Source organism: Mucilaginibacter ginkgonis, assembly GCF_009754905.2.
Classification (GTDB): domain Bacteria; phylum Bacteroidota; class Bacteroidia; order Sphingobacteriales; family Sphingobacteriaceae; genus Mucilaginibacter; species Mucilaginibacter ginkgonis.
In genome coordinates this window covers 229,737-243,095 of the sequence record NZ_CP066775.1, presented here as the reverse complement: position 1 = coordinate 243,095, position 13,359 = coordinate 229,737, and the positions used below count along the sequence as shown (strand labels likewise).

Below are 13,359 nucleotides of genomic sequence, written 5' to 3'. Positions count from 1 at the left end.
GAATGATCGTCAAATTAAAACCCGAAGAAATACAGCGTTACAACCGCAGGCTTTGGGGTTTTGTGATAGGGTGTTTCGGCTTCTTGCTGCTCATGCTGCTGGCTATAAATTTCGGGCTGTTTGGTGCCCTGCCGTCTTTGCGTACTATAGAAAACCCAAAGAACAACCTGGCATCTGAAGTAATTACCGAAGACAAACAAGTGCTGGGCAAATACTTTGTACAAAACCGCTCTAACGTCACCTTTAAACAGATATCGCCAAATGTGATCAACGCGTTGATCGCTACGGAAGATAACCGCTTTTACAAACACTCTGGTATAGATTTTGGACGTACGTTTACAATTATCGCATACAATCTTATCGGCCACAAACAAGGCGGCAGTACCATTACGCAGCAGCTGGCCTTGATACTCTTCTCGGGCAGGGAACGCTCACATAATCCGTTTGTGCGGATTATTCAAAAACTTCAGGAGTGGATCATCGCCGTACGCATCGAGCGTAATTATACTAAAGAGGAAATTCTGACAATGTATTTGAATACCGTTGATTTTGGTGCGCATAATACGTTTGGGATCTCATCAGCATCGGCGACATATTTTAATACCACGCCGGATAAGTTGACGCCCGATCAGGCAGCACTGCTGGTGCGTATGGTAAACGCGCCCACGCTTTATAACCCTATTCGTCACCCGGACAACGCGCTTACCGGCCGCAACTTTGTTTTGTACCGTATGAGCCAGGAGAACTTCCTGACCGATGGCCAATACCAGGAGTTCAAGGCAAAACCTTTAGGTATAAATTACCACCCGATAGATCATAACGAAGGTTTGGGCACTTATTTCAGGCAGGTATTGAAGAAAGACATCCAAAAGATATTTGAAGAAAAGTCTATCAACAAACCCGATGGCACCCCTTACGACCTTGACCGCGACGGCCTGAAGATATATACAACGTTGAACTACGATATGCAGGAATATGCCGAGGCTGCGCAGAAAAAATATATGCGCGAGTTGCAGGCTCAGTTCAACGACCATTGGAAAGGCCACAACGTTCATAAAGAGATAAACAATTATGACCTGCTGATAGACCAGGGCATGCGCCGCAGCGACCGTTATCGCGAGCTAAAAGCTGATGGCAAAACTGACGATGAGATTAAGGAAAACTTCCGCCAGCCGGCAGAGATGAACATCTTTACTTGGCACGGCGACATAGATACCACCATGCGCCCGATCGACTCTATCATCTACAGCAAGTTTACCTTACGTAACGCCATGATGAGCATGGACCCAACAACAGGCTTTGTAAAAGCGTGGGTAGGCGGCATAGACTTTAAGCACTATAAATATGACCAGGTGCAAATGGGCACACGCCAGGTAGGGTCGACCGCTAAGCCATTTACCTATGCTGTGGCCGTAGATAACGGGTTCTCGCCGTGCCTGCAAGTGAACAACGTCCCTGATACTATCTCCGGTTACGGTGTGCCCTGGTGCCCTCGCTCAAGTCCAAGCGAAACTATCCCGGGTGTTATTACCTTGAAGAAAGCTTTAGCTAATTCGCAGAACTGGGTTACGGCCCACGTAATGAAGGAGGTGACCCCCACCCCGGTAATGACGCTCATCAAAAAAATGGGTATCACCAGTGCTGTACCTGCTTATCCTTCCATATGTTTAGGCACTTTTGACGCTTCTGTTTATGACATGACGGGTGCATACTCTGTATTTGCCAACCACGGTTTGTGGACAGAACCTACCTATTTGCTTAGGGTTGAGGATAAAAACGGGAACATACTTTACGAGAATAAACCACGTGTAGTGCAGGCCATGAATGAGCAAACCGCTTATGTTATGACTTATATGCTTAAGGCCGTGGTTACAGAAGGTACAGGCGCACGTATGGGTTACAAATACGGGCTAAATAACCCGATAGGCGGCAAAACCGGCACCACAAATGACAACTCCGACGGTTGGTTTATAGGCATAACCCCGCAACTGGTTACCGGTGTATGGACTGGCTGCGAAGACCGGGACATTCACTTCCGCAGCACGCGGCTTGGCGAGGGGGCCAATACCGCATTGCCTGTGTTTGCCATGTACATGAAGCAGGTTTACGCAAATTCGTCGCTGGGCATAAAAAAAAATGTGGACTTTGACGCACCCAAAAACGGCCTAAACATTGTTATAGACTGCGGGCAGTACAATAACCAGCAGCAAGGCACAGACGAGGTGGACAAGAAGTTGGGATTTTAATCCCTAAAAGAAGCTTCCCAGTATGTCATTGCGAGCGAAGCGCGGCAATCCTGGCATAAAATAATAATTGGTAAAAGGCAACGCGCTATGCTTCGAGAGCCTCAGCATGACGCGCTTTTTAAAAATATGTAAATGAGTGGTTTCGATTACCGCGAAGAATTAAAGAAAATACCGCACAAGCCGGGTGTATACCAGTATTGGGACAGCGAAAATGAACTGATATACATCGGTAAGGCTAAAGACTTGCGCAACCGCGTAGGTTCCTATTTTATAAAGGATTACGGCATCAATGCCAAAACACGTGTGCTGGTATCAAAGATCCGCAAGATCACGTTTACCATTGTTGATACCGAAGTTGATGCATGGCTGTTAGAGAACAGCATGATCAAAAAGCATCAGCCGCGTTACAACGTGATGCTTAAGGATGACAAGACCTACCCATGGATCATCATCAAAAACGAACCTTTCCCTCGTATATATTGGACACGCCGGCTAATTAAAGACGGTTCAAAATATTTAGGCCCGTACGCGTCTGTAAGTATGATGCACACCATTTTGAACGTAGTACGCGAGGCTTATCCCCTGCGCACTTGCAACCTCGACCTGAGCAAGGAAAAGATAGACGCGGGTAAGTATAAAGTGTGCCTGGAATACCAATTGGGCAACTGCAAAGGCCCTTGCCAAAACCTGCAAACGCTTGAAGATTACAATCAAAGTATCGAGGAAATAAAGGACATCCTCAACGGCAAGACCGGCGATATTATTAAGAACCTGCGGGCTGTTATTGACAGAGCAGTTAAAGAACTTGACTTTGAAACAGCGCATAAGCTAAAACGCAAATTCGACCTGCTGGATAACTATCAGCATAAGTCGACAGTGGTTAACTCATCCATTACCGAAGTTGATGTGTTCAACATTGCATCAGAAGAAAAGTATGCCTTTGTAAACTACCTGAAAGTGATGCACGGCACAATCATCCAAACGCAGACAATAGAGTTGAAGAAACGCCTGGATGAAAGTGACGAAGAACTGCTTACACTCGCTATTTCAGAGTTCAGGCTGCGCTATGGCAGCACATCAAAAGAAATCATTGTACCGTTTGCTATCGACCTGGAAGACGCCTCCGCAATCAAATTCACCATTCCTAAACTGGGCGAAAAGAAGAAACTGCTCGACCTTTCTGCCAAGAATGTAATGTTCTTTAAGACAGAAAAGATGGAGCAGTATGAGAAGCTTAATCCGGACGTGCGTACAGATCGTTTGCTCACTAAAATGATGACGGATCTGCGCATGAACCAGCTACCCCGCCACATCGAGTGTTTCGATAACTCAAACTTCCAGGGCAAATATCCTATATCGGCAATAGTCGTGTTCAGGGACGCCAAACCCTCTAAGAAAGATTACCGTTTCTTTAACGTAAAAACGGTTGAGGGGCCAAACGACTTTGCTACAATGGAAGAGGCTGTACACCGCCGGTACCGCCGAATGCTTGATGAAGGCGGCGACCTGCCTCAACTCATCATTATTGATGGCGGCAAGGGACAGCTGTCTTCGGCTTTAAAAAGTTTAAGGCTGCTGGGTATAGATAAGCAAGTTACCGTTATTGGTATCGCTAAGCGCCTCGAAGAGTTGTATTACCCCGGCGACCAATATCCGCTGTACCTGGATAAGAAGTCGGAGACGCTGAAGATCATCCAGCAACTTCGCGACGAAGCGCACCGGTTTGGCATCACCGCTCACCGTAAGAAACGCGACAAAAGCACGCTTGCCACCGAACTGGAGCTTATAGGCGGAATAGGCAGCACCACCGCTCAAAAACTTCTGAAATACTTTAAATCGGTTAAGAAGATCCGCGAAGCCAGTGAAGCTGAGTTAATGGAAGTGGCAAACACAAAGCAAACCAAAGCGATACTGGCTTATTTTGCGGCGAAGGACGCGTAATAGTTGTTCGCCTTTTCGTCACTACGAGCGTTAGCAGAAAGCGCGGCAATCCTTGCATAAAATCAACCGACGGGATTGCTTCGTTCCTCGCAATGACATATTTACGATTGTTATACTACAAAAAAATCCCCGAAGCCTTCAGCTGCGGGGATTCCAAATATCACCGCTTTCAGATTAGTATTGCCATAGGCCCAGCTCATAATCTTGCAGGCTTTTCTTCACCCTGTCAGACTCGTACAAGCGGTCAATACCTTGTGCATAATCTTTAATACGTTCATCTTTTTCGTTCGATACTTTTACCACATAGCTGGCAAACAAGCGCTTCATAAACGCGTCGTCATAGCTTAGGCCGGTTGCGTCATTCCTGCTGCTGATAGCCTCTTTGGTAGCCAAAACCTGCCGTGCTTCAGGGAAATAAACCCAGAACACCGGAATATAATCTGCTGCTTCTACGCCTGCTACTTTAGGTTTCATAAGGGGCGCTATGCCGATAATGCGTGGTTCAAAAATAGAACGCTGCTTATCAAAAACCCAGTCTTCCTTTATGCGGAACTTAACTATACTATCAGGATTAAATTCGCCTGCAACCAGCTTAGAGCCTATCTTGTCACCTGTATTTTTATCGAACTGATCTGTAGCCACGCTGTCTGCCAATCGGTTTTTCGCTTGTCCCGGTGTTAGCGGTTTGGTAAACATGTCGCCATTAGGATCTTCCTTAGATGGGGTAGGATCATAAGCGGTAAGCTCGCCGTTGGCAATCGCTTCAACTAAAATTGTGATCAACTGCGATTTTGGCGAAGCCATATAATGGTTCATCTTTTCGCGGGTATCCAGTTCCCGCCATACACGTTTAGCAAACATTACATCTGCTTCGCGCAGGTAGGCATAAGGTGTAACCTTAGCGTTTATCAAATCGTTCTTTTTGTAGTACCCATCAAGCGGGCGTTCAAAAGGCCTTGCAGAAGCGTTTCGTTTTACGCTCGTATCTGCACTAACCGGGGCCGTACCCATAGTGTTACTTGGCGACACCACCGGAACTTTTGAGCCTGCATTCCTGCGTGCAGGAGCGGCAGTACGCGTAGTAGTGGTACGCTTACGTGTGGTAGTTCTTTTCTTTTGGGCAAACACGCCAACACACAAAAAGCAAAGTGCAACAACAATAATCTTTTTCATATCTGCTTTAATTTGCGCTTAGTACAATATCATCCAATCCGCGTTGGGTACCGTCAGGGCCAACTGCTATAATATTTGTGAAAAACACCTTGGTACCCGGGCTTACGGTAGCTAAAGCACTCTTCATGGCGCCGCTTAGATCGGCGCCTGATGTTGTAAGTTGAATAGCTTCCTGGCGTGGTTTAAACACCCACATGGTAAAACGTGTAACACTAAATTTGGCATCAAACTCGAAGTTTTCTAAACGTGCGAAAACGCGGTCTTGCGCTTTTAAGTTCCCTGATGCTACAGAACCACTGCTTTTGCCTGCAAACTGTGCTTTAGGATCGGGAATACGTTTAACCCTGAACTCGCTGCTGCCTAATACGGTTGATTTGCCCGGGGCAGCCTCGCCTATCACATTTACTTTAACAGTGCCGATAGTCTTCACATTAGCGGTATAATGACCGGCAGAACCGCTTACAGAGCCATCGCTAATGCTAACTTTCAATTTCTCTTTCGCGATACCCGGCGCTGAAACCGAGATTGGATTTGGCACGCCTATGTACAACACGTTCATCTTATCCGGAGAAACTACCGCTGATGGCTTAGCAACCTGGTAAGTTTGTGGTGCTGTTTTATATTCTTTAAATGTACCGTCGTTTTGCTTTACGCGGATAGTACCCACCCAGGTGTATACGCCTTCTTTGCCAGTACCAACCTGGTATTTACCACGGCCTTCAGATACTTGTAAACGTGAACCATTTACAGTAATATCGGGGTTTGATTTTGAGTCAGACGCGGTCAGGAATACATCGGCACTGTAAGGCTGGCCTGCGATCACATAACTGCTTGGCGCTACTGCAACCGCGCTGAACTTATCAAGGTTCACTACAGCCTGGTCAACTTTACCTAATATCTTTTTAACCACTTCAGACTCGGCATTTTCCGCATCAGCTTGAACTTTGGTCAACGAAGTAATAGCGGCGCCCATTGGGATACCATCGCCGAAATAAGCTTGCTCCCATGAGGCGCTGGCAACACCTTTTTTAGTAGAAGGCGCTTTTGCTTCTAAAGCCAGGTTAGAGGTCGCACGGTCTTCGGGGTTTAATAAACTGATCAGCTTCGCGCGGGTCTCTTCAATCTTTTTCCTTAATTCTTCGCCTTTACCATGGTTGATCATCAGGTTTGATGATACATCCAAGTTATCACGGCCTTTGTAGTCATTTATGTTTTCGTCGAAGCCGCCGCTCGCGTCAATCAATTGCTTCTTCAACGTCTCAACATAGGCGTTAAGATCTTCTGCAACTTTGCTTGCTTCTTTTGCTTTGTCATAAAAAGGTTTAGCCCTTTCAGGCTGCTCCTTTAATTTAGTCTTTTCAAAAGCATCAAAGGTGTTAGCAATACCGGTAGATACATTTGTTTTTGATGCATTAAGGCTATCGCTGATATTCTTGAACGCGTTAAGCAAACTATCCGGTACGTTAAGGGCAACAAGGCCCAAAAGCACCAGGTAAAGTATGCCTATCATCCGCTGCCTTGGGGTTTCTTTACCTCCAGCCATGTTTTATCTTCTATGTATTAAATAAGTAAAGCTTAATTAACTAACGCGCGGCTGGTTCATGGCCGTTAACATGTTGCCATAAATAGCGTTCAATGAAGCCAAGTTTTTAGATAGTTTACCCACTTCATCTTTAAACTGGCGGCTATCATCTAACGACTCGTTAAAGTTTTGCATTGTTGATGCCAGGCTAGAGTAAAACTTGTTCATGGCTTTCAAATGCGCGCTTGAATCCTGCAACTCTAATTCATACACAGCATTTAAGGCAGCTAAGTTTTTAGCCATGTTGTTCACCTGCTCGTGGTACGCTTTAGAGTCTGTATCTGTGCTGGCTAACTCATTAATATTAGCTGTAGCTTTTTCAAAAGCGGCGCCTAATCTATCGTAGCTATTTCCTGCAGCCTTAATTTTTGTAGCAAAGTCATTGGTTGCTTCTCCCGCGTCGGCAACTTTAGAAATATTCGCCACCTTATCGCCAAAAGTGCGAAGGCCATCGCCTAAGCTCGAGATCAACTCGGGACCGATTTTAGCGTCAGACAGCATTTTGTCTAAAGCTGCGGTATTGCCGGTAGCCGCAACCGGAGGGGCAACGCGTTTTACCGGCTCGCCATCATAATCATCTGCCAGTTCGGGATAAGCTTTCGCCCAATCGATCTCAACAGCTTCGGGCTGTAAGCCCAGTACAAAGAACAATAACGCTTCAGTTCCTAAACCGATAGTGATAAAGGTTGAAGCATATTCCCAGTGCTGAATTTTGAAGAGTAACCCGATGATTACAACAACCGCTCCGAATGATACGAAGTTACCAACACCGAACTTTGATTTTTTTTTGCCAGCCATAAATAATGTTGTGGAGTATAATTTTAGTTTATTATTTGATAAGAAAAGCTGCTATTTATCGCGAATATCGCGGCCCATAAATGCAGTTACACAACGGAAACCGATGTATGATTTAGCGGTATCCTGATATTCAAATGTACGTGTAGAATTTTGCAGGAAGTAACCTATATCTTTCCACGAGCCGCCTTTAACCACCTTACGTTTCATTGTCTCGGGGTCGGTTGCTTTAGCCTCGTAAGTAAATGTTGGGTTCATGTCATGCACGAATGTCGAAGCCGACTCGTCATAAGCAGACGCGGTCCATTCTGCAACGTTACCGGCCATGTTATATAAGCCGTAATCATTAGGGAAGAATGACCTTGCTTTTACGGTGTAAGCCGCACCGTCGTCGGTATAATTACCGCGGCCCGGTTTAAAGTTAGCTAACAAACAGCCTTTTGCGTTTTTGATATAAGGGCCACCCCATGGATAGTCTGTACCCATACGGCCGCCGCGGGCAGCATACTCAAATTCTGCCTCTGTAGGCAGGCGGTAAGGCAAACGGTGTGGTAAGCCGCGAGAGTCTTTGTAAGAATCGTTAAAACGCTGGCGCCATACAGCAAATGCACGGGCCTGGCGCCAGGTAACACCTACAACAGGATAATCTGCAAATGCAGCGTGCGAGAAATAACCGTTAACATAAGGCTCATTGGCAGCGTAGGCAAAGTCTTCAAGCCATACTAAAGTATCGGGGTAAATGGCAACCGTATCGCGCATGATAAAATCAGAACGCTTTTTGGTTTTATCCATATGGTGGTTAGCAGCTTCGCGATAGTTAAGATCGGCAAAGTTGTATTTTAACAGGCGTACATCGAGCTCGTTACGATCGAACACGCGGTCGTCGCCCTGGTAGTACATGCTTTGCAGTTTCTGAGAATTTGCTGCGGCTTCTTTAGTTTTGCCACCCGCAAAAACAGGGTGCTGGCGCACATAATCCCAATTGATTATCCTGCGGCCGTTAGCCGGCGCGTTAGCACCTGTGGCCTGCTTAATGTAGTATTTGTCATCATTAAGATATTTGGTGACAGCGATAGAGTCGCGCACCCATTCCACAAACTGGCGGTACTGGCTGTTTGTTAGTTCTGTCTGGTCCATAAAGAACGGAGCGATAGTAACCTGCTTATCCTGAGCGATTTGCGAGAAAGTAATATCCTGGTCTGTTTGCCCCATCAGGAACGAACCACCCGGAATGTACACCATGCCGTAAGGTATTTCTTTATGAAAGGCTGCATGTTTGGCACCAACAATCTCTCCCCTCGGATCACCCTTTTTGCCACAGCTGCTTATCACAGTGGCCGCCATCAAAACATACAAATAGTATATTCTCTTCATCCTTTTTATCAGCTAAGTCTAATCAATCGGGCCGTTATAAGGCCTAAATTCGGTACCTAAATTACAAAAAAGTTTTAAACCCAACCAATTTCACCGATTAACATCCAATATCAACCGATAAAAATGTGCCTCACAATAGACGGGCGAAAAACAAATTTGTTCTGTTCAGAACAATAAAAATTAATTAGTTAAAACTCCCTAACACAGGCGGTTACTTGTTCACCTGCTTAACATACTGCTCTATTGCCATGGTCATTGATGGTGCACTTGGCGTTGGCGCTGGTATGTCAAGAATAAGTCCGGCTTCAAGAATTGCCTTATGTGTTGTAGCACCAAACGCTGCAAGGCGGGTATTATTTTGTTTGAAGTCGGGGAAATTTTTATAAAGTGAAAGTACGGTTGATGGGCTAAAGAAAGCGATGATGTCATAAAACACCTCTCGAAGGTCAGAAAGGTCACTGCAGACTGTTCTAAACAGCACTGCAGGTGTAAAGTTGTAGCCGTTATCTAGCAAAAACTTTTGCGTTTCTTCTGCAGCTACGTCAGAGCATGGGTATAAGAATTTTTCTGACGAATGCTTTTTAAGCACCTCGGCCAGGTCAGAAGCTGTTTGCTTGCCGAAGAATATTTTACGTTTACGGTATTGAATATATTTCTGCAGGTAAAGTGCAATGGTTTCTGACAGACAGAAATATTTCATTTCTACCGGAACCTCGAAACGCATTTCTTCGCAAATGCGGAAAAAATGATCGGCAGAGTTACGGCTGGTAAAAATAACGGCTGTAAAATCGGCCAGGTTTATCTTCTCTTTCCTGAAATCTTTGGCAGGCACCCCTTCAACGTGAATAAAAGATCTGAAATCTATCTTCAGGTTGTACTTTTTAGCAAGCTCGGCGTAAGGGTTTTTATCGTTTTCGGGCTTGGGCAATGTCACCAAAATGCTCTTAACCTTTTTCTTTCTCTCTTCCAATTTTGATCCTTCTTACTAACTTATGTCTTAATATTCAGTGCCTTAATCAATACTAAAATGGGGCAAATTTCGAGGGCACAAAGATAGATAAATAAATAAAGTTTTGGAAATCTAAACGTTGAAATAATATTTAAGCTGCTGCGCAGGTATTGCCAGATAAAAATCACTGCCGAAATAATCAATGCCGAAATAAGTACGGGCTGAATGTATTTGGCAGCAAGCAAGCTAAAACACAGTGTTACCGGTAGAAATACAAATGTGATGTTGAAGTAGGTTAGAAATAGCGTTGTAGCATATTCAGACACCACTTTGCCAATGTCGAAAATAAACCCTATGATCTTCAGAATGAGGAATTTTATGGCAAACAGTACGATGATCAGAATAGATAAAGCGAAGAAAAGCTGAATGCCACTTATACGATAAAAAATTTCGTAATAAGAAGATATCTGGTATAAAAACAGGCCAAACGTAAGCCCGAACAGAACGAACAGGCCTATAAACGCCCAGGAACTGATCAACCCATCTTCTTTACTTACCTGCGCCAAAATGCGCTGGCTGTAAAACGACTGCATAACATTGAGGATGTCTTTGCTTACAATGCGGTTTAGCAACGCGCCGTAGGTAACCAGGCCGATGATGATCAGGATAATGCCCCTGTCGCGGGTATGGCGGGTATGGCCTTCGCGAACTGCGCTTTGCTTATTTTTTGGCATTTCCAAAAAACCGTAGCCATGATAAGTACTGTCGCGCAGCATCATCACTACAAACTGGTTGGTTCGCAAGCTGTCGCCCTTATTGATGTATTGCATGGCAATAGAGTCTGCAATGAATTGCTGACGGGCGTTTTCTGCATTAGCGACAGAATCGAGCAGTAACTGGGCAGCCGTTGGTGCCGGCCTGCGGTACACCGAATCACGCGTTGATAGCACGCTATCTCCCTGGGCAAAGCAAGCCCCGCAAGCGCATACCAACATCAATAAAATTAACAGGAACCGCATGTGTAATTTAGCTGCAAATCTAACTTAAATATTGATTTGCTACGGTTTACAAATTGTTATATTTGATTACCAAATGCTGCTATGGATAAGGAAATTGCATTGTTGCTCGCAGAGATGCTGGTAAAGCAAGACGAGAATACCGAACAAATAAAAAAAATTAATACCACTCTTGGTCAGTTTATGGATCACAGTATTAAGCAATTTGACCAACAACAAAATTTTAACGAGCAGTTTGCGACAGGTTTCAAACAGCAGAATAATTTTAACGAAAAGTTTTTGAAACAGTTGGACGAGCAACAATCTGTAAGCAAAGCAATGCTTTCCGAACTCAAAGAGATAAAGCAGACCGTTGTAAATTTTGGTGATGTGGATGCCCGTTTTAAGGCTTTAGAAGAGCGGGAGAATCAATTAGAAAATCGTTTATCTACCATTGAGAGACTGTTGAAAGCTTCTTAAGCTTTATAGTTTACTACCTTTGCCATTTCTATGGCAGGCATTTATATCCACATCCCTTTTTGTAAACAAGCCTGCCATTACTGCGATTTCCATTTCAGCACTTCCCTAAAGTATAAGGAAGAAATGGTGCTGGCCATTTTGAAAGAGATAGCTATGCAGAAAGGTTATCTAACCGGCCAAACCATTGAGACCATTTATTTTGGCGGAGGTACGCCTTCTTTATTGACGGGTGACGAGGTAAACCAAATTATCGAGACTGTCGGCACGTATTTTAGTATTTCTACCGATGCGGAGATCACACTTGAAGCTAACCCTGATGACCTGAATAATGAAAAAGTAAAAGCCTTGCGCCAAACGCCAATCAACCGCTTCAGCATCGGTATACAATCTTTTTTTGATGAAGACCTTTTATGGATGAACCGTGCGCACCGGGCAGCCGAGGGCGAAGCGTCCGTGAAACGTGCCCAAGACGCCGGGTTTGAAAACATTACCGCCGATCTGATCTTTGGCTATCCACTATTGACTAATGCCAAGTGGCAGCAGAATATCTATAAAATGCTTGAACTAGGCATTCCGCACATTTCTGCTTATTCTATGACTGTAGAACCGAAAACGGCGCTTGCCTCATTTATCAATAAAAAGATATACCCACCAATGAATGAGGCGCAAAGTGCGTCGCAGTTTTCTTTACTCTCTGAAACGCTATCCCGAAACGGTTTCGAGCATTACGAAATATCCAATTACTCCAAACCGGGGCACTATTCTAAACACAACACCAATTATTGGCGCGGTGTAAGTTACCTCGGTGTCGGCCCGTCCGCGCATTCATACAATTGTGATACCCGCCAATGGAATATTGCCAATAATGCCAAATATATGGCTGATATCAGCAATAACACTTTACCGGCCGAACAGGAAGTGTTAACCGAAACCGATAAGCTAAACGAATACATCATGACCTCGCTGCGTACCATGTGGGGGCTTGATCTGCAGCGCCTCAATTCAATTGCAGCCGGCGCATCATTGCCTCTGCTTAAAGAAGCAGCCCCTTATATAGAGAAAGGTTGGGTAACAAATTTTGAAGACAAATTATACCTCTCGCCCGAAGGCAAACTGTACGCCGACGCTATAGCCGCCGACTTGTTTTTCTGATCCCATTTTATTCGCGTTGATTAACCGCACACTTTTTAAGAGTGAATTAGTAAAAATCTGCCTATTTAGTTACGCCGTATCTTGCTGTATAACAACCAAATGAAAAACATGAAGAAATTATTTTTTGCAGCAGTTGCTTTAGTAGCTATCGCAATTGCTCCCAACACTTACGCGCAAACCAAAATGGTTGGCGGTGCTGCCATGTATCCGACCAAAAACATTGTAGAGAACGCGGTAAACTCTAAAGACCATACTACTTTGGTAGCTGCCGTTAAGGCTGCCGGATTAGTAGAAACACTTGAAGGCACAGGTCCGTTTACGGTGTTTGCGCCAACCAATGCGGCTTTTGACAAGCTGCCTGCAGGTACGGTGTCTACCCTTGTGAAGCCGGAGAATAAGGCTACGTTGACCAAAATTCTTACCTATCACGTGGTTGCCGGCCGCTTAAGCGCTGCCGACCTGATGGCAAAAGTTAAAGCGGGCATGGGCAAAGCAGAATTAACTACAGTACAAGGCGAAAACCTGACCGTTATGCAAGAAGGTAAAAAGCTATACCTGGTTGACGCCAAAGGTGGTAAATCATGGATAACTATTGCAGACGTGTTTCAAAGCAATGGTGTGATCCACGTGATCAATACCGTATTGATGCCGAACTAATCTTTCCCCTAGGAA

At 44.8% G+C, this 13,359-nt stretch carries 11 protein-coding genes; 5 read left to right on the top strand and 6 right to left on the bottom strand.

What is annotated here, in order from left to right:
- Nucleotides 1-2 precede the first annotated feature (2 nt).
- A complete protein-coding gene (locus GO620_RS01080; protein ID WP_157523185.1) occupies nt 3-2,246 on the top strand; it encodes a penicillin-binding protein 1A in 2,244 nt (747 codons plus the stop codon).
- 132 nt (nt 2,247-2,378) lie between these two features.
- Nucleotides 2,379-4,187: an excinuclease ABC subunit UvrC gene (uvrC, locus tag GO620_RS01075; RefSeq protein WP_157523188.1), complete on the top strand. Its 1,809-nt coding sequence runs from the start codon at nt 2,379-2,381 to the stop codon at nt 4,185-4,187.
- Between the two features lie 174 nt (nt 4,188-4,361).
- On the opposite strand, the gene porN is transcribed toward uvrC, so the two are convergent.
- The 6 genes from porN to GO620_RS01045 all read right to left on the bottom strand — a co-directional run bounded on the left by porN (nt 4,362) and on the right by GO620_RS01045 (nt 11,079).
- Nucleotides 4,362-5,360, bottom strand: coding sequence for a type IX secretion system ring subunit PorN/GldN (porN, locus tag GO620_RS01070; RefSeq protein ID WP_157523191.1), 999 nt, complete (start codon nt 5,358-5,360; stop codon nt 4,362-4,364).
- A gap of 7 nt (nt 5,361-5,367) precedes the next feature.
- Complete coding sequence (porM, locus tag GO620_RS01065; protein ID WP_157523194.1) at nt 5,368-6,903, bottom strand: type IX secretion system motor protein PorM/GldM; 1,536 nt, start codon at nt 6,901-6,903, stop codon at nt 5,368-5,370.
- Between the two features lie 36 nt (nt 6,904-6,939).
- Nucleotides 6,940-7,740, bottom strand: coding sequence for a type IX secretion system motor protein PorL/GldL (gene porL, locus GO620_RS01060; protein WP_157523197.1), 801 nt, complete (start codon nt 7,738-7,740; stop codon nt 6,940-6,942).
- Between the two features lie 51 nt (nt 7,741-7,791).
- The gene (gene porK / locus GO620_RS01055; RefSeq protein WP_157523201.1) at nt 7,792-9,111 is read right to left on the bottom strand and encodes a T9SS ring complex lipoprotein PorK/GldK; all 1,320 of its coding nucleotides are present in this window, start codon (nt 9,109-9,111) and stop codon (nt 7,792-7,794) included.
- A gap of 211 nt (nt 9,112-9,322) precedes the next feature.
- Nucleotides 9,323-10,081, bottom strand: a complete 759-nt coding sequence (locus GO620_RS01050) for a uroporphyrinogen-III synthase (RefSeq protein WP_157523204.1) — start codon at nt 10,079-10,081, stop codon at nt 9,323-9,325.
- A gap of 20 nt (nt 10,082-10,101) precedes the next feature.
- Nucleotides 10,102-11,079 carry a DUF4271 domain-containing protein gene (locus GO620_RS01045; protein ID WP_157523207.1) on the bottom strand — a complete coding sequence of 326 codons (978 nt, stop codon included), beginning with the start codon at nt 11,077-11,079 and terminating at the stop codon, nt 10,102-10,104.
- Nucleotides 11,080-11,160: 81 nt separating this feature from the next.
- On the opposite strand from GO620_RS01045, the gene GO620_RS01040 reads away from it, so the two are divergent.
- The 3 genes from GO620_RS01040 (at nt 11,161) to GO620_RS01030 (ending at nt 13,344) form a co-directional block, all read left to right on the top strand.
- Nucleotides 11,161-11,535, top strand: coding sequence for a hypothetical protein (locus tag GO620_RS01040; RefSeq protein WP_157523210.1), 375 nt, complete (start codon nt 11,161-11,163; stop codon nt 11,533-11,535).
- 30 nt (nt 11,536-11,565) lie between these two features.
- On the top strand, nt 11,566-12,687 hold the full coding sequence (gene hemW, locus GO620_RS01035; RefSeq protein ID WP_157523213.1) for a radical SAM family heme chaperone HemW: 1,122 nt from the start codon (nt 11,566-11,568) through the stop codon (nt 12,685-12,687).
- A 108-nt stretch (nt 12,688-12,795) separates the two neighbouring features.
- Complete coding sequence (locus GO620_RS01030) at nt 12,796-13,344, top strand: fasciclin domain-containing protein (RefSeq protein WP_198173483.1); 549 nt, start codon at nt 12,796-12,798, stop codon at nt 13,342-13,344.
- The last annotated feature ends 15 nt before the right edge of the window (nt 13,345-13,359 follow it).

Excerpts from the sequence above, each read along its gene's own strand:
- GO620_RS01030 (WP_198173483.1), top strand. The coding sequence starts at position 12,796 with ATGAAGAAATTATTTTTTGCAGCAGTTGCTTTAGTAGCTATCGCAATT.
- GO620_RS01045 (WP_157523207.1), bottom strand. The coding sequence starts at position 11,079 with ATGCGGTTCCTGTTAATTTTATTGATGTTGGTATGCGCTTGCGGGGCT.
- GO620_RS01040 (WP_157523210.1), top strand. The coding sequence starts at position 11,161 with ATGGATAAGGAAATTGCATTGTTGCTCGCAGAGATGCTGGTAAAGCAA.
- porN (WP_157523191.1), bottom strand. The coding sequence starts at position 5,360 with ATGAAAAAGATTATTGTTGTTGCACTTTGCTTTTTGTGTGTTGGCGTG.
- uvrC (WP_157523188.1), top strand. The coding sequence starts at position 2,379 with ATGAGTGGTTTCGATTACCGCGAAGAATTAAAGAAAATACCGCACAAG.
- porL (WP_157523197.1), bottom strand. The coding sequence starts at position 7,740 with ATGGCTGGCAAAAAAAAATCAAAGTTCGGTGTTGGTAACTTCGTATCA.
- GO620_RS01080 (WP_157523185.1), top strand. The coding sequence starts at position 3 with ATGATCGTCAAATTAAAACCCGAAGAAATACAGCGTTACAACCGCAGG.
- porM (WP_157523194.1), bottom strand. The coding sequence starts at position 6,903 with ATGGCTGGAGGTAAAGAAACCCCAAGGCAGCGGATGATAGGCATACTT.
- hemW (WP_157523213.1), top strand. The coding sequence starts at position 11,566 with ATGGCAGGCATTTATATCCACATCCCTTTTTGTAAACAAGCCTGCCAT.
- porK (WP_157523201.1), bottom strand. The coding sequence starts at position 9,111 with ATGAAGAGAATATACTATTTGTATGTTTTGATGGCGGCCACTGTGATA.